Origin of the sequence: Limobrevibacterium gyesilva (assembly GCF_025989185.1) — a bacterium.
Lineage (GTDB): Bacteria > Pseudomonadota > Alphaproteobacteria > Acetobacterales > Acetobacteraceae > Limobrevibacterium > Limobrevibacterium gyesilva.
Genome location: NZ_JAPDNT010000024.1, coordinates 18,250 through 34,260, shown reverse-complemented (window position 1 = coordinate 34,260; position 16,011 = coordinate 18,250). Strand labels below are relative to the sequence as shown.

The 16,011-nt window shown below is 70.3% G+C and carries 11 protein-coding genes; 8 read left to right on the top strand and 3 right to left on the bottom strand.

The features are described 5' to 3' along the window. The 5 genes from OL599_RS19695 to OL599_RS19675 all read left to right on the top strand — a co-directional run bounded on the left by OL599_RS19695 (position 1) and on the right by OL599_RS19675 (position 7,467). Positions 1-2,802 (top strand): phosphoenolpyruvate carboxylase, encoded by a 2,802-nt coding sequence (locus tag OL599_RS19695; RefSeq protein ID WP_264715622.1) that lies wholly within the window; start codon positions 1-3, stop codon positions 2,800-2,802. 43 nt (positions 2,803-2,845) lie between these two features. After that, positions 2,846-3,787 (top strand): N-carbamoyl-D-amino-acid hydrolase, encoded by a 942-nt coding sequence (locus tag OL599_RS19690; RefSeq protein WP_264715621.1) that lies wholly within the window; start codon positions 2,846-2,848, stop codon positions 3,785-3,787. Between the two features lie 61 nt (positions 3,788-3,848). Then, positions 3,849-5,027 (top strand): fumarylacetoacetate hydrolase family protein, encoded by a 1,179-nt coding sequence (locus tag OL599_RS19685; protein ID WP_264715619.1) that lies wholly within the window; start codon positions 3,849-3,851, stop codon positions 5,025-5,027. Positions 5,028-5,096: 69 nt separating this feature from the next. Then, positions 5,097-6,203, top strand: coding sequence for an alpha-hydroxy acid oxidase (locus OL599_RS19680; protein WP_264715618.1), 1,107 nt, complete (start codon positions 5,097-5,099; stop codon positions 6,201-6,203). Positions 6,204-6,234: 31 nt separating this feature from the next. Further along, positions 6,235-7,467 carry a NupC/NupG family nucleoside CNT transporter gene (locus OL599_RS19675; RefSeq protein ID WP_264715617.1) on the top strand — a complete coding sequence of 411 codons (1,233 nt, stop codon included), beginning with the start codon at positions 6,235-6,237 and terminating at the stop codon, positions 7,465-7,467. 60 nt (positions 7,468-7,527) lie between these two features. Here the strand turns inward: OL599_RS19675 and OL599_RS19670 are convergent, their stop codons facing one another. Together OL599_RS19670 and OL599_RS19665 are read right to left on the bottom strand one after the other, a co-directional pair. Next, entirely contained in the window at positions 7,528-8,235 is a 708-nt protein-coding gene (locus OL599_RS19670) for a DUF2270 domain-containing protein (RefSeq protein WP_264715616.1), read from the bottom strand. A 455-nt stretch (positions 8,236-8,690) separates the two neighbouring features. Next, positions 8,691-10,466, bottom strand: a complete 1,776-nt coding sequence (locus tag OL599_RS19665) for an ABC transporter ATP-binding protein (protein ID WP_264715615.1) — start codon at positions 10,464-10,466, stop codon at positions 8,691-8,693. A gap of 179 nt (positions 10,467-10,645) precedes the next feature. On the opposite strand from OL599_RS19665, the gene OL599_RS19660 reads away from it, so the two are divergent. The 3 genes from OL599_RS19660 to OL599_RS19650 all read left to right on the top strand — a co-directional run bounded on the left by OL599_RS19660 (position 10,646) and on the right by OL599_RS19650 (position 14,516). Then, positions 10,646-11,683 (top strand): glycosyltransferase family 4 protein, encoded by a 1,038-nt coding sequence (locus tag OL599_RS19660; RefSeq protein WP_264715614.1) that lies wholly within the window; start codon positions 10,646-10,648, stop codon positions 11,681-11,683. Between the two features lie 101 nt (positions 11,684-11,784). Further along, positions 11,785-12,840 carry a glycosyltransferase family 4 protein gene (locus OL599_RS19655; RefSeq protein ID WP_264715613.1) on the top strand — a complete coding sequence of 352 codons (1,056 nt, stop codon included), beginning with the start codon at positions 11,785-11,787 and terminating at the stop codon, positions 12,838-12,840. A 65-nt stretch (positions 12,841-12,905) separates the two neighbouring features. After that, positions 12,906-14,516 (top strand): FGGY-family carbohydrate kinase, encoded by a 1,611-nt coding sequence (locus tag OL599_RS19650; RefSeq protein WP_264715612.1) that lies wholly within the window; start codon positions 12,906-12,908, stop codon positions 14,514-14,516. Positions 14,517-14,565: 49 nt separating this feature from the next. On the opposite strand, the gene OL599_RS19645 is transcribed toward OL599_RS19650, so the two are convergent. Next, positions 14,566-15,924 carry an NAD(P)H-dependent oxidoreductase gene (locus tag OL599_RS19645; RefSeq protein ID WP_264715611.1) on the bottom strand — a complete coding sequence of 453 codons (1,359 nt, stop codon included), beginning with the start codon at positions 15,922-15,924 and terminating at the stop codon, positions 14,566-14,568. Positions 15,925-16,011 lie beyond the last annotated feature (87 nt).

Genomic DNA, 16,011 nt, shown 5'->3' with positions numbered 1-16,011 from the left:
ATGCAGCATTCCGTGCCGGACCCTGTTGCTGCCGTTCCGCTCGCTCGCGACCTGCTGGCGCTGACCGAGCGCATGCGCGAGCGGCTGCAAGAGGACCCGTCAGGAAATCCGGTGCTGGCGGTGTCGCTGGCGATATCGCGGCGGATCGATGCCGGCCAGGTGTCGGCGGCCGAGCTGGAAACGCTGGTGCGGTTCCTGCGCGACAGCGCCTTCGCCGATCGCGCCGGCCGGCTCGCCGCCTATGTGGGCGCAGGCGATGCCGGCAACGCGGCGGCGCTGGCGCGGCTGGCGGCGCGGCTGGTGCGGCCCGATCCGGCCGACAGCGCGGTGCCGCTGGCGGCGTTCCGGGCCCTGGTCGAGCGGCCGCGCTTCGCCGCCGTCTTCACGGCGCATCCGACCTTCGCGCTGCCCCAGCCGGTAGCCCATGCGCTGGCGGAGGCGGCGTCGGGCCGGCCGCCCGATGCCTGCTTCGTGTCGCACCGCCCCGCCGGCATCACGCTGGAGGAGGAATTCGCCCAGGCCGTCGCCGCCATGACGCATGGGCGCGACGCGCTGGACCGGCTGACCGCATCGCTGCTGGCGGCGGCGCGCGATGCCTGGCCGGGGCGGTGGACGGCGATCACGCCACGCCCGGTCGTGCTGGCGAGCTGGGTTGGCTACGACACCGATGGGCGCACCGACATCCATTGGTGGGATACGCTAAGGCTGCGGTTGCGCATGAAGCGGCTGCAACTCGACCGCCTGCACGCACAGGTTGCCGGCGTGCCGGCGGCGGCTCGGCTGGCGGAGCTGGTGGCGGCGGCATTGGCGGCGGTGGCCGCGCAGATCGCGGCCTGCCCGGAGACGGCCGATCCCGACCAGGCGGTGGCGTTCGCGCATGCGCTGGTGGACTGGCGGGATGCCGCCTTCGTGACGCCCGACGCGCTGTTGCCGCTGTTCGACGACGCGATCGCCATGGCACCGGAGGCGGGAAAGCTCGATCTGGCGGTGGCGCGGGCGGGGCTTCTGGCGCACGGCATGTCGCTTGCGCACACGCATGTGCGGCTCAATTCCGCGCAGGTGCATAACGTGGTGCGCCAGCGCCTGGGCTTGGCCGACCCGCCGGAGGACCCGTCACGCCGGCGCGGGCTGCTGTCGGACATCAACGCGGCGCTGGACGCGGTGCGGCCGGTCGGCGTGGATTTCGGCGCGGTGCTGGCCGAGCAGGCCTCGGCGGCGCGGCTGATGATGACGGTGGCGCAGATCGTGAAGCTGATCGACGGCGCGACGCCGATCCGCTTCCTGATCGCGGAGACCGAGACCGGCTACACGCTGCTGGCGGCGCTGTGGCTGGCGCGGCTGTTCGGCGTGGAGCGGCATGTCGAGATCAGCCCGTTGTTCGAGACGGCGGACGCGCTGGAACATGGCGCGCGAGTGGTGGAGGAGGCGCTGCGCAGCCCGCATTGGCGCGCCTATCTGCGGACGACCGGGCGGCTGGCCGTGCAGTTCGGCTACTCGGATTCCGGCCGCTATGTCGGGCAGATCGCCGCCAGCTATCTGATCGAGCGGCTGCGGCTGAAGATCGCCGAGGCGCTGGGCCGGCACGGGCTGGCCGATGTCGAGGTGGTGCTGTTCGACACCCATGGCGAGAGCGTCGGGCGCGGGGCGCATCCGGGATCGCTGGCGGCGCGGCTGGACTACCTGTCGCCGCCCTGGTGCCGGCGCGCGCTGGCTGCCGCGGGGATTGCGGTGCGCGAGGAGAGCGCGTTCCAGGGCGGGGATGGCTATCTGCTGTTCGGCACCCCGGAACTGGCGCTGGCGACGGTGACGCGCATCGCCGAGCACGCGTTCCCGCCGGATGCGGTGCCGGCCGGCGATCCGATCTATGACGAGGCCGATTTCGCCGCCGATTTCTTCGCCACCAGCCGCGCCGGCATGCAGGAGCTGGTCGAGGCCCCCGGCTACGCGGCGCTGCTGGGCGCGTTCGGGCCGGCGTTGCTGGACGCCACGGGCTCGCGCCCGGCGGCGCGGCAGACGGACGGGATGGGCGGGCCGGCGACCATCCGCCATCCGCGCGAGCTGCGCGCGATCCCGAACAACGCCATCCTGCACCAGCTCGGCTGGCTCGCGAACACGCTGCAGGGCCTGGGCACGGCCGCCGCGCGCCATCCCGAAACGTTCACCGAGCTGCGCGAGGGCAGCCCGCGCTTCGGCGGTGCGCTCGATCTGGCGGCGCATGCGGCGGCGCATTCCGACGTCTACGTGCTGCGCGCGGTGGTGGCCACGCTGGACCCCGGCACGTGGCTGGACCGGGCCGCGCATGCTCGCCTCCCCGGCCGGCGGGAGGCGCTGGTGCTGGTGGCGCGCGGGCTGGAGCGGCTGGATCTGTGGGCGCCGGCGCAGGCGATGTTCCGGCGCATCCAGGCCGACCACGTGGCCCTGCGCGCGGCCTGGCCGGATGTGCCGCGCATGGCCACGCGCGAGATGCTGCTGCATGCGCTGCGGCTGACATTGATCCATCGCATCTGGCTGCTGGCCACCGCGATCCCCGATTTCTCGCCGCGCCACGGGGTGACGCGCGCGGCGCTCGATCTGCGCATCCTGCGGCTGGACGTGCCGGCGGCGCTGGCATTTCTGGCCGAGGCGTTTCCCGCCGCCCCCGATCCCGCCGCCGACCGCGACTACGGCGAGCCGCGGGCGCCGCGCGCGGTGGAGGCCTATATGCGCGAGCACGCCGAGATCTTCGCGCCGATGCAGCGGTTGTTCGCCTTGGTGCGCGAGATCGGAACGGCGGTGACGCATGAGGTGGGTGCGCTGGGCTGATCGCGCGCGCCATGGCAGAGTCGCGGGGCAACGGAGGAGCAGCATGGCCCGTATTCTGAACGTCGGCATCGCCCAGCTTGGTCCGATCAGCCGCAATGAGAGCCGCCAGGACGTCGTCGTCCGGCTGGTGGCGCTGATGGAGGACGCCGCCCGCATGGGCTGCGACCTGGTTGTCTATCCCGAAGCGGCACTGACGGCGTTCTTCCCGCATTGGTGGATCGACGACGAGGACGAGCTGGACAGTTGGTTCGAGCGGGCGATGCCGAACCCCGCGGTGCAGCCGCTGTTCGATGCGGCGCGGCGGCTGAAGGTGGGGTTCCATCTCGGCTATGCCGAGCTGGCCTTCGAGGACGGGCGCAAGCGGCGCTTCAACACCGCCATCCTGGTGGGCAAGGACGGCGAGATCATCGGCAAGTACCGCAAGATCCACCTGCCGGGCTACACCGACCGGCGGCCTGGCGATCCATTCCAGAACCTGGAGAAGCGGTATTTCGAGGTCGGCAATCTCGGCTTCCCCGTGTGGCACGCCTTCGGCGGACGGGTGGGCATGATGATCTGCAACGATCGCCGCTGGCCGGAATCGTACCGGGTGATGGGCCTGCAGGGGGCGGAGCTGATCCTGCTGGGCTACAACACGCCGGTGCACAATCCGGCGATGCCGGAGACCGACGACCTCGGCAATTTCCACAACCAGCTGGTGATGCAGTCCGGCGCCTATCAGAACGGGACATGGGTGGTGGGTGTCGCCAGGGCTGGGGTGGAGGAGGGTGTCGACCAGATCGGCCAGTCCTGCGTCATCGCCCCATCCGGCGAGGTGGTGGTGCAGTGCACGACGCTGGGCGACGAGCTGCAGGTGGCGCGCTGCGACCTCGATCTGTGCAACAGCTACAAGACCAGCATCTTCAACTTCGCGAAGCACCGGCGGCCCGAGCATTACGGTCTGATCGTGGAACGCACCGGCGCGGGGGACGTGCTGGGACGCTGACTTGCCGGTGGTTGCGGGTGCCGCTTAGAGTCGCCCGCAACAACCGGAGGAAAGCGCCGCCATGACCACGTTCCATGACGCCATCGCATCGGTGCTGCCGGTCGACGGGACAACCGGTGCGCTGGCCGGCCGGGTGTGGCGGCCGGATGTGCAGGGGCCGTCGGTGGTGGCGATCCGCGGGCAGGGCGTGTTCGATGTCTCGCGCAGCTTTCCGACCATGCGCGATCTGTGCGAGGCGGACGATCCGGCGGCGGCGTTGCGGGCGGCCGAGGGCGAGACTCTCGGCAGCCTCGACGCCATCCTGGCCAACACGCCGGTCGAGGCGCGCGATGCCGGCAAGCCGTGGCTGCTGGCGCCGATCGACCTGCAGGCGGTGAAGGCGGCGGGCGTGACCTTCGCGATTTCGATGCTGGAGCGGGTGATCGAGGAGCGCGCGCGCGGCGATCTGGCGGCGGCGGCGCATCTGCGCACCGAGGTGCAGCGGCTGATCGGCGACGATCTCGCAAAGCTGCGGCCCGGTTCGGCGGAGGCGATGGCGCTGAAGCAGGTGCTGATCGGGCAGGGCGCCTGGAGCCAGTACCTGGAAGTGGGCATCGGGCCGGACGCCGAGATCTTCACCAAGTCCCAGCCGATGGCCGCTGTCGGCACCGGCATGGATGCCGGCGTGTATCCGGGATCGAGTTGGAACAATCCCGAGCCGGAGGTCGTGCTGGTGGTGAATTCCGCCGGGCGCATCCAGGGGGCCACGCTGGGCAACGACGTGAACCTGCGCGATATCGAGGGGCGCTCGGCGCTGCTGCTGAGCAAGGCCAAGGACAACAACGCCTCGACCGCCGTGGGGCCGTTCATCCGCTTCTTCGATGCAAGCTTCTCGCTGGACGACGTGCGCCAGACCGTGGTGTCGCTGACGGTGGAGGGGGCCGACAATTTCCGCCTGGAGGGATCGTCGTCGATGGCGCGGATCAGCCGCGACCCTGCCGACCTCGCAGGGCAGATGCTGAACGCGCATCACGCCTTTCCGGATGGGGCGGTGCTGTATCTCGGCACGATGTTCGCGCCGATCGAGGACCGCGAGGCGCCGGGCAAGGGGTTCACGCATCGCGAGGGCGACATCGTCACCATCTCGGCACCGAAGCTGGGCCGGCTGGTGAACCGCATCCGCCCGACCGACCAGTGCGAACGCTGGAGCTTCGGGGCCGGGGCGCTGATGCGCAATCTGGCGCAGCGCGGTCTGCTCTGACCGGCGCGCCTTGCCGCGCGGCGCACCCTGTCGCAGGATCGCGGGCAATTCCGGACGGGGAAACAAGCCATGCGCGATAACACCGATGGGCGGAACGCGACCGACGCCGAGTTCCTGAACCTGCATGAGTTCGTCAAGGCGGCGCGGCTGAAGCTGAACCAGTTCATCTGGGACTATCTGGTCGGCGGCACCGAGACCGAAACGACGCTGCGCCGCAATCGCCTGGCGCTGGACAGCATCGCCTTCCGGCCGCGCGTGCTGGTGGATGTCGCCAATGTCGATTGCAGCCATAGTTTCCTCGGCCGGAAGATCCGCCTGCCGGTAGCGTTGGCGCCGGTAGGGTCGCTGGAATCCTTCGACGCCGGCGGCGGCGCCACGGTCGCGCAGGCAGCGGGCGCCTATGGCGTGCCGGTGTTCGTGAGCTCGGTGACGCAGCCGTCGCTGGAGAAGGTGGCCGCCGCGGGCACGGGGCCGAAAGTGTTCCAGCTGTATGTGCGTGGCGACGACGCGTTCATCGACGACCACGCGCGGCGCGCGGCCGATGCCGGCTATGACGCGTTCTGCATCACCGTGGACACGGCGCATTACAGCCGGCGCGAGCGCGACCTCGCCAAGCGGTTCCGCAAGCCCTGGCGCGCCAACAACACCGGGATGGAATATCAGGCCGGGCTGAACTGGGGCCATGTCGAGCGGTTCAAGGCGAAGCACAAGCTGCCGCTGATCATCAAGGGCATCGCCACCGCCGAGGATGCCGAGCGGGCCTGCAGCCTGGGCGTGGACGTCGTCTACGTCTCCAACCATGGCGGCCGCCAGCTCGATCATGGGCGCGGCGCGGTCGACGTGCTGCCGGAAGTGATCGCGGCGGTGGCCGGGCGCGCGAAAGTATATGTCGATGGCGGATTCAGCCGCGGCAGCGACGTGCTGAAGGGCATTGCGCTGGGGGCGGACCTGGTGGTGCTCGGCCGGCTGTATCTGTATGGCCTGGCGGCCGAGGGGGCGCCGGGGATCGTGCGGCTGCTGGAGATCCTCGAGGACGAAATCGAGGAGTGCCTGGGACTCGTCGGCGCCACCAGCTTCGCGCAACTGGACCGCAGCTTCGTGCATCCGGCGCCGCCGGTGGTGTCGCCGCATGTGCACAGCGCCTTCCCGCTGCTGACGCTGAACGAAGGCTACTGAGCGGCGCCGGCCAGACCTCCGGAGAACCAGGATGCTGCAGGGTCTGGCTGGGATCGCGGCGCTGCTGGCGCTGGCCTGGGTGCTGAGCGAGGACCGGGCCCGCATTCCCTGGCGCACGGTGATCGGCGGGGTGCTGTTGCAGGCGGCGCTGGCGCTGCTGCTGATCGGGTTTCCCCCGGCCACGCGCGCGATCCTGCTGCTGAACGACGCCGCCGACGCACTGCAGCGTGCGACCGATGCCGGCACAAGCTTCGTGTTCGGCTATCTCGCCGGCCCGCCGCTGCCGTTCGTGGAGACGCATCCCGGCGCCAGCTTCATCCTGGCGTTCAAGGCGCTGCCGCTGGTGCTGGTGATTTCCGCACTGGCGTCGCTGCTGTTCCATTGGGGCGTGTTGCAGCAGGTGATGCGCGGCTTCGCCTGGCTGCTGCGGCGCTGGCTGGGCGTGGGCGGCGCGCTGGCGCTGGGGGCGGCGGTGCATGTGTTCGTGGGCATGATCGAGGCGCCGCTGCTGGTGCGGCCGTGGCTGGCGCGCATGCAGCGCGGCGAGATCTTTGCCCTGATGACCTGCGGCATGGCGGGCATCGCCGGCACGGTGATGGTGATCTACGCGGCGATCCTGGGGCCGGTGATCCCGAATGCGCTCGGCAACATCCTGATCGCCTCGGTCATCAGCACGCCGGCGGCGCTGGCAATCGCGGCCCTGATGGTGCCGTTCGGACCGGGCGAGCAGGCGGCGCGGCTGGCGCTGCCGCACGCGCCGGTCAGTGCGCTCGATGCGGTGGTGAAAGGCACGGCCGACGGTATTCCGGTGCTGGTGGGCATCGTTGCCGTGCTGCTGGTGACGGTGGCGCTGGTGACGCTGCTGAACATGATGCTCGCCGTGCTGCCGTTCGACCATGCGCTCACGCTGCAGCGCATTTTCGCGTGGCCGTTCCAGGTGGTGATGTGGCTGATCGGCATTCCCTGGTCCGAGGCGCCGGACGCGGCCGCGCTGATGGCGACGAAGACGGTGCTGAACGAGTTCGTGGCCTATCTGCACCTCGCGGCGCTGCCGCCGGAGACGCTGTCGCCACGCTCGCGCCTGATCATGACCTACGCGATGTGCGGGTTCGCCAATTTCGGCAGCCTGGGCATCCTGGTCGGCGGGTTGGGCGCGATGGTGCCGGAGCGGCGGCAGGAGATCGTGGCGCTGGGGTTCCGCTCCATTCTGGCGGGCACGCTCGCCACCTGCACCAGCGGGGCGGTGGCGGGGATGCTGGGGTAGGCCGGGCGGACGGCTTTGTTCCGGAGGGGCGCGAGCTCCGGCGGGCCGGAAACGATATCCTCATGCTGCTTCCCGTGCGAGTTCGAGGACAGAGTCGCGCGCGGGAAGCGTCCTGGACTGCCCCCTGCCGCGACGGCCTTTCAACGTCAGAAGTGCGATCGCCAGCCAGGTCGCGTGAAAGGCCAGCCCGGCCAGCAGCACGAGCTGCCCCGGGACCGGGCCGATCGCGGCGCGCGCCCACAGATCGTCCAGCGAGGCAATCGGGGCAGGATGGATGACCAGCTTGCCAAGATAGGCCGTGACCTGGATCGCGAAGATCCAGCTGTAGTTTTTCCTCAGGCGGCGGCCCAGCGCGTCCGGATAGGTGATGTGGAGGCGCGGCATGCGGTAGTCCTGATAAAGGGTCTCGTTCCAGCCGTTGCCGATCTGCACGCCCCGCCCGAGCAGGATCGGCCCGAAGAACTGGGTCTCCAGGATGTGCGCGCGCACGCGCCAGAAGTCGAAAAAGCGGTAGCGTCGCGCCTCGATGTTCAGGAATACGGCAACCAGCAGGCCAACCACGACCAGCGGCAACGGCGACGCCGACGGTGAGCTGAACGTCAGCGACAAGGCGAGACCGGTGGAAACGACGGCCCAATTGGTCGTGGCGTCCAGGCGTGTCCGCCAGACGGTGCTGCGATAGAGCTCTCCGCGATACAGATGGGCCAATGCGCCAATTTCCGCCGCGTTGAACGATGCGGGCCTGCCCGCGTCATGGCCTTCGCTCATGGCTGCTGCTCTCCCTTGTTTCCTGGACGGCCGTCTTCTCCCGGATCAGTGGACCGTTGCGCGGTTCGTCGGAGGCAGGCTCGCCCGCATGCGGCCCTCGTCGGCCTTGGTGGAGCCTGCCGGGAAAGGTGATCGCGTTGCTCGGCCGGACAAGGGGGACGCACGCCCCTGGTTTGACCTGAATCAATGCCGCGGCGGCGCCGTTTCGCTGGAATCCGGCCGATGTCTTTGCAGGGGACCAGCCATGCCGACAGGTCAGCTACTCTACCTTCTTGTGGTCATTGCGGCCTTCTGTGGCTTCAGTGCCGTGCTGGCCTATTTCTCCGCGCAATGGAGCCGGATCCACCGGGGCGGTGCGAAGCCGGCTTCTCACGGGAAGCCGCCGGCCGGACCGTTCTCGGCCTGACGCGGACGGGCGGTCGCCGCCCGTCCGCTGAGCGAGGCGAACGTTGCCGTCAGGCCACCTGCGGCAGGTCTTCCATCATCTGCTTGCGCAGCAACTCGCGATACGGCCCCGGGCGCGCGGCCAGCGCGTCCGGCGGGCCGTCGTCGATGACGCGGCCGGCATCCATGACCACGATGCGGTCGAAGTTGCGCAGGGTGGAGAGGCGGTGGGCGATGGCGATGACGGTGCGGCCGTGCATCAGGTTGTCCAGCGCCACCTGGATCGCCTGCTCGGACTCGCTGTCCAGCGCCGACGTCGCTTCGTCCAGCAGCAGCACCGGCGCGTCCTTCAGCAGGGCGCGGGCGATCGCCAGGCGCTGGCGTTGGCCGCCGGACAGCTTCACGCCGCGGTCCCCGACCATGGTGGCGAAGCCTTCGGGCAGCGCCTCGATGAAGTCGCGGCAGCGGGCGATGGTGGCGGCGGCGAGGACCTCCGCCTCGGTGGCCTCGGGACGGGCGTAGCGGATGTTCTCCAGCACCGTGCGGTGGAACAGGCTGATGTCCTGCGGCACGATCGCGAGCATGCCGCGCAGGCTTTCCTGGGTGATGGTCGAGATGTCCTGGCCGTCGATGCGGACATGGCCGGACTGCACGTCGTAGAAGCGCTGCAGAAGGGCGATGACGGTGGACTTGCCGGCGCCGGACGCACCCACCAGGCCGACCCGCTGGCCGGGCTCGATCACCAGGTTCAGGTCCTTCAGCACCGGGGCGCGGCCGGGATAGCCGAAGCGGACATGCTCGAAGGCGACGCGGCCGGGACCGGGCTGCAGGGCCGGCGCGTTGGTGGCATCCGGCAACTCGTGCGGGGTGAGCAGGGAGGAGATCGCCTCGTCCAGCCGGGCGATGTGCTGGGTGAGGTCCACCAGCGCCACCGCGAGGTCGCGGGTGCCGTGCAGGATGGTGAAGCCGAGCGAGCAGATCAGCACCATGTCGCCGGCGGAGGCCTGGCCGCGCTGCCACATCACCACGCCCCAGGCCAGCAGGCCGGCGGTGATCAGCGCGGTCATCACCGCGTGCAGCAGCCGCAGCTTTTCCAGGTACAGCAGGCTGTGGCGGCGGGCGGCCATTTCCTCGTTGATGCGGCCGGTGATGCGGCCGTGCTCGCGCCAGGTGGCGCCGAAGGCGCGCACCACGTGCATGTTGCTGATGACATCCACCAGCTCGCCGTCCACGCTGGCGGCCCTGGTGGCGAAGGTGCGGTGGATGGGCGTGCCGTTGCGCGCGAGCCAGAAGACCACGGCGGCCATGGCCAGGCTGACGGCGGCGAGCGCCGCGGCCATGGCGGGGTTCACCGAAGCGATCAGGATGATGGCCACGCCCACCGCGAGGCACGGCGGCAGCACGTTCCAGGCGCTGGTGTTCTCGGTCTGGAAGATGGCGTTCGAGGTGGCGGTGATGCGGCTGGCCATGGTGCCCGGCAGGCGCTCGGAGAAATAGCTGGGGGCGTGGCCGGCCAGGTGGACGAAGAGGTCGCTGCGCACGTCGCCGGTGACGCGCACGAACACATGCGCCGCCACCCAGCCGCCGACGCGCCACATCAGGTTGTCGGCCGCGATCAGGGCGCACAGCACGCCGAAGGCCGCCCACACGTCGCCACCGCCCCCCCCGGGGCCGTGGGAGACCACGTCGATCAGGCCCTTGAGGCCGTACTGGGTGCAGACCGAGGCGACCACCGCCAGCACGACGGCGGCGAGGATCACGCCATGCCCGAGCCGGTGCCGGCGCACGTAGTGCAGCAGGAAGGCCAGGGGGCGGCCCTGGTAGCGGGTGATGGGGGCGGGCGGCACGTGCTTCACGGGCGGGGTACTTCTCTGGTGTCGCAGTGCCGGGACGTTGCGCCGGCAATGCGGCCCAATTTTGACAGCGTCTGCCGCCATTCCCTGCTGTCGTGGCCGGGGCGCCGGCATTCCGCCATATTCGCCTCCCATTCCACGGCCCCCCAGCCAGTCGAGAGGTCCTGCCTGCCATGCGAATCGCCCAGATCGCGCCGCTGTTCGAGTCGGTTCCGCCGCGGCGCTATGGCGGCACCGAGCGCGTGGTGCACTGGCTGACCGAGGAACTGGTGGCGATGGGCCACGACGTGACGCTGTTCGCGACCGGGGACAGCACGACCTCGGCGCGGCTGGTGCCGGTGCGCGAGGTGGCCGAGCGGTTTGCCCGCAATTTCGAGTACAACGCTGCGCCCTATGCCCGGATGATCGAGCTGGTGCGGCGGCAGGCGGCGGATTTCGACGTCCTGCACTTCCATATCGACTTCCATCCGTTCTCGGTGTTCACGCGCCAGGACACGCCGTTCCTGACCACGCTGCACGGGCGGATGGACCAGGCCTGGGTGCCGGGCATCTACGGGCTGTTTCCCGACGCGAACCTGGTGTCGATCTCCGACAGCCATCGCGCGCCGGCGCCGGGGCTGGGCTGGGCGGCGACGGTGCTGCACGGCATGCCCCGGGACCTGCTGCGGCCGGTCCCGCGGGAGCAGGATTATTTCGCCTTCCTCGGCCGCATCTCGCCGGAGAAAGGCATCGAGAGCGCCATTCGCATCGCCAGGGCGTGCGGCGTAAAGCTGAAGGTGGCGGCCAAGATCGGCGAGGAGGACGCGCCCTACCATGCCGAGGTGGTGGCGCCGCTGCTGGACGGGGTCGCCGTGGAGTTCATCGGCGAGATCGACGACGCGGCCAAGCCGGCCTTCCTGTCCGGCGCCCGGGCGCTGCTGTTCCCGATCGACTGGCCGGAGCCGTTCGGGCTGGTGATGATCGAGGCCATGGCCTGCGGCTGCCCGGTGGTCGCCTTCCGCCGCGGCTCGGTGCCGGAGGTGGTGGAGGACGGGCTTACCGGCTTCATCGTCGATGGCGTGGACCAGGCGGTGGCCGCGTGCGCGCGGCTGGACACGCTGGACCGGGAAGCGGTGCGCAAGCGGTTCGAGCAGCGCTGGACCGCACGGCGCATGGCGGAGGATTACGTGGCGTTGTACGAACGGTTGATGAAAAAACGGCGAACCGCATGACATCGGGCCGAACGCGGCATGCCGGACACGGACACGCCGCGTTTTCGCCACGTTCAATGCCTAACCAGCGCACGTCCAACCGACCGGAGAGGCTTCAGGCCATGCGTATCGCCCAGATTGCACCGTTGTTCGAGGCAGTGCCCCCCAAGCTGTATGGCGGCACCGAGCGTGTCGTGTATTCGCTCACCGAGGAACTGGTGGCGATGGGCCATGACGTGACCCTGTTCGCGTCGGGCGACTCGGTCACCTCGGCGAAGCTGGATGCGCCCTGGCCGCGCGCGCTGCGCCTCGACCCGGACGTGCGCGACTGGGTGGCCACCTACAACCTGCTGGTCGAATACGTCTATCGTCGCAAGGACCAGTTCGATGTGATGCATTTCCACATCGACTATTTCCCCAATTCGTTGTTCTCGCGCCAGAACGTGCCGTTCCTGACCACGCTGCACGGGCGGCTGGACCTGCCTGAGTTCGCCGCTGTCTACCGCATGTTCCCGGACGTGCCGCTGATCTCCATCTCCAACAGCCAGCGCAGGCCGGTGCCGGACCTGGGCTGGGCGGCGACGGTGCTGCACGGCATGCCGAAGGACCTGCTGACGCCGCAGCCGGTGGCGGGCGAGCGCGACTATTTCGCCTTCCTCGGCCGTATCTCGCCGGAAAAGGGCATCGAGCGCGCCATCCAGATCGCCGGCACGCTGGGCGTGAAGCTGAAGGTGGCCGCCAAGGTGGACAAGGCGGATGCCGAGTATTTCAAGGAATCGGTCGAGCCGCTGCTGGCGCATGCCCATGTGGAATTCATCGGCGAGATCAACGATGCGCAGAAGCCGGCCTTCCTGTCCGGCGCCAAGGCGTTGCTGTTCCCGATCGACTGGCCGGAGCCGTTCGGCCTGGTGATGATCGAGGCCATGGCCTGCGGCTGCCCGGTCATCGCCATGCGCCGCGGCAGCGTGCCGGAGGTGATGGATGACGGCATCACCGGCTTCATCGTCGAGAATGTCGACGAGGCGGTTGCCGCCTGCGGGCGGCTGGACATGCTGGACCGCGCCCGCGTGCGCGGCCAGTTCGAGAAGCGCTGGACCAGCCGCCGCATGGCCGAGGACTACCTGCGCGTCTACCAGCGGCTGATCGACGCCAAGGCGCCGCGCGCCGCCGTCGCGTAAGGCTGCCGGATTGTTATGGCCGGCCGTGTGGACATCCCGCCGGCCGGGCCTGACACTGCGTGGCCATGACCGCACTCCTGCTCGCCGTCGATGTCGGAACCGCCGCCGCCCGCGCGGGGTTGTTCGATCCGGCCGGGCGCGTGCTGGGCACCGCGTCGCAGGAGCTGAGCCTGCTGCGGCCGCACGAGGACCATGCGGTCTACCGGATGGACTCCGTCTGGAACGCCGTCTGCGCGGCCATCCATGCCTGCCTGGAGAGCGTTCCCGGGGCCGGCCAGCAGGTGGTGGGCCTGGCGTTCGACGCCACCGCCTCGCTGGTGCTCGGCCATGACGGGGCCGCGCCGCTGGAAGGCGGTGCCGACGTGTTCTGCTGGATGGACCATCGCGCGGAGGCCGAGGCGCACGAGATCACCCGCACCGGCGATGGGTGGCTGGCGCATATGGGCGGCGTGCTCTCGCCCGAGAACCATCTGCCGAAGCTGCTGTGGCTGAAGCGGCGGGCGCCGGCGGCCTGGGCGCGGGTGACCGGCGTGCGCGACCTGTGCGATGAGCTGGCGCGCCGGGCCACCGGCGTGGACGCGCACTCGTTGTGCCCGCGGGCGGCCAAATGGCCGTACCTGCCGAAGGATGAAACCAATGGCGGCTGGCGGTACCGCCTGCTGGAGCGGCTCGGCCTCGAGGCAGTCTGGACGATGGGGGCCATGTCCGACCCGCCGGTGCCGGTCGGCCAGGCGCATGGCACGCTGAGCCCGGACGTCGCCGCGTTCCTGGGACTCACCGCAGGCATTCCGGTGGCCGCGGGGCTGATCGACGCCGAGGCGGGCATGCTGGGGGTGCTGGGCCGCGGCATCGCCGGGCGGGCGGACTCGACGTTGGCGCTGATCGGCGGCACCTCGACCTGTTTCATGGCGGTGACCGCGCAGCGGCGGATGATCCCCGGCATCTGGGGGCCGTTCTACGGCGCCGTGCTGCCGGACATGTGGCTGCATGAAGGCGGCCAGTCCTGCACCGGCGCGGCCCTGGATGCGCTGCTGGCGCACCATCCCGGCGGGCCACGGCTGGCCACGCCCGAGACCCACGAGGATACGGCCGCGGAGATCCTGGACCTGCTGGACCGCGTGGGCCCCGGCTTCGCGGCGCGCCGCCACATCGTGCCGGACTGGCTCGGCAACCGCTCGCCGCTGGGCGATGGCAGCCTGCGGGCGCTGGTCACCGGCCAGGGCGAAGATATCGGCTACGGCGCCTTCCTGGAGACTTATTACGCGACCGCCCGGGCGCTGGTGCTGCAGGCGCGCCAGATCATCGCGCACATGAACGGGCACGGCTATGCCATCAACCGGGTGGCGCTGTCAGGGGGGCATGCGCGCAACCGGCTGCTGGTGCGGTTGTACCGCGATGCGCTGGGATGCGACCTGACGCTCTCGCGCACGGCCGAGCCGGTCCTGCTGGGCACCGCCATGGTGGCCGCGGTGGCGGCGGGGGTGCAGCCCGACCTGTTCGTGGCGCTGGACCGCATGGCGCCGTCGCAGATGCGCTCGCAGGCCGATCCGCGCTGGAAGGCGGCGCACGGTGTTGCCTATGGCATCTATCTCAAGCTTTTCGAGGCCCGCAACGAGGCCGCGGCTGCCGCGCTGGCGCTGGAGGGACTCGCCGGAGCGAGCAAGGGCGCCGCCTGATGACGTCGCGCGCTGAAACAGGGGGCTGCTGCGCTTCCGGCGTGCGCCGTCACGCCGGAAGCGCGTCAGGGCGGGCGAAGACCGCTTCCATCTCGCGGCGAATGCGCACGCCGGGGTCGGACTCGTCGATCGCGACGTCGCGCCAGCGCACAACCTGGCCCTCGGCGATCGGGTTCTTCAGCGTCACCCGATGCGCGAGCCCCAGCGGCAGGCAGCCCAAGGCCAGCGACCGGTCGGCCGGCATCTGCCTGCCCCACACGCAGTAGCCGCCTTCGCCATCCAGCACCTCGCCGGCGGCGAGCGGACGCTTGGCGGTGGCGACCACGTCGGCGCGGAAGCCGTTCGGCGCGCCGGTCGGCTCGCCGCGCAGGGCGATGGAGGCGACGGAGATGCCGATCTCCAGCCCGATCATGTGGATGGGGCGATACAGCGCCATGTGCTCGAAGCTGTCGTCGGGCAGCATCCGGTATTCCTCGGCGCAGTGGCGGACGTAAGGGTGCCCCGCCTCCACCACGACATAGGTGCCCATCTGCAGGTCGTTCGCCACCGGCGTCCCGTCGCGGTTGAGCGAGGACACCACCTCGACCGTGCCCTTGTGGGTGAGCGTGCCGCCACGCGCGGCGGGCTTGCAGACGCGGGCGAGGTCGGTGCAGCTCGCCGGCGGGAAGGCGAGGCCGTTCGGCTGCGGGGTCAGGCCGGTGGCGTTGCACACCGCCGTCATCTCGATGCCGGACTTGCTGCCGTCGATGAAGCTGTTGAACATCTTGGGATTCATGCCGCCGCGGGCGGCCTTCTCCGGCGTCAGGCCGAAGTTTTCCCACACCGTGTCGGGGGTGGAGCGGTGGAACGCCGGGCGGTAGCGGGTGCCCTTGCCGGCCGCGACCACCTCGAACCCGCAGGTGCGGGCCCAGTCCACATGCTCGCAGATCAGCGCCGGCTGGTCGCCGTAGGCCAGGCTGTAGATCACCCCGGCAGCGCGAGCCCGCCGGGCCAGCAAGGGGCCGGCGAGCGCATCGGCTTCCACGTTGACCATGACGATGTGCTTGCCGCTGGCGATGGCGCCGAGGCAGTGGCGGATGCCGGCGGCGGGGTCGCCGGTGGCCTCCACCACCATTTCGATGCCGTCATGCGCGAGCACGGACGGCGCGTCGTCGGTGACAAAGGTCGTGCCGTGCTGCCAGGCTTCGGCGAACGAGCCGGCAGCGTAGCGCTCCGCGGGCCAGCCACAGGCGGCGAGGTTGGCGCGGGCGCGGGCGGGCGCGAGGTCGGCGATGGCGACGAGATGCATGCCGGCGGTGCGACGGAGCTGGGCCAGGAACATCGTGCCGAACTTGCCGGCGCCGATCAGACCGATGCGGATGGGCCGCCCGGACTCGGCGCGGGCGGCGAGCATGGTCGCGAGGTTCATGGCGGCCATCTCCCTGGGCGTCCTTGCGGACGCTGCTTCACGCGCGGCAGCATACAGCGTCTGCCCGCGCCAGCCAGGGTCGTGTGG

Bases quoted from the DNA above. Each gene is read 5' to 3' on its own strand.
- OL599_RS19645 (WP_264715611.1), bottom strand. From the start codon at position 15,924: ATGAACCTCGCGACCATGCTCGCCGCCCGCGCCGAGTCCGGGCGGCCC.
- OL599_RS19695 (WP_264715622.1), top strand. From the start codon at position 1: ATGCAGCATTCCGTGCCGGACCCTGTTGCTGCCGTTCCGCTCGCTCGC.
- OL599_RS19680 (WP_264715618.1), top strand. From the start codon at position 5,097: ATGCGCGATAACACCGATGGGCGGAACGCGACCGACGCCGAGTTCCTG.
- OL599_RS19690 (WP_264715621.1), top strand. From the start codon at position 2,846: ATGGCCCGTATTCTGAACGTCGGCATCGCCCAGCTTGGTCCGATCAGC.
- OL599_RS19670 (WP_264715616.1), bottom strand. From the start codon at position 8,235: ATGAGCGAAGGCCATGACGCGGGCAGGCCCGCATCGTTCAACGCGGCG.
- OL599_RS19655 (WP_264715613.1), top strand. From the start codon at position 11,785: ATGCGTATCGCCCAGATTGCACCGTTGTTCGAGGCAGTGCCCCCCAAG.
- OL599_RS19675 (WP_264715617.1), top strand. From the start codon at position 6,235: ATGCTGCAGGGTCTGGCTGGGATCGCGGCGCTGCTGGCGCTGGCCTGG.
- OL599_RS19685 (WP_264715619.1), top strand. From the start codon at position 3,849: ATGACCACGTTCCATGACGCCATCGCATCGGTGCTGCCGGTCGACGGG.
- OL599_RS19650 (WP_264715612.1), top strand. From the start codon at position 12,906: ATGACCGCACTCCTGCTCGCCGTCGATGTCGGAACCGCCGCCGCCCGC.
- OL599_RS19660 (WP_264715614.1), top strand. From the start codon at position 10,646: ATGCGAATCGCCCAGATCGCGCCGCTGTTCGAGTCGGTTCCGCCGCGG.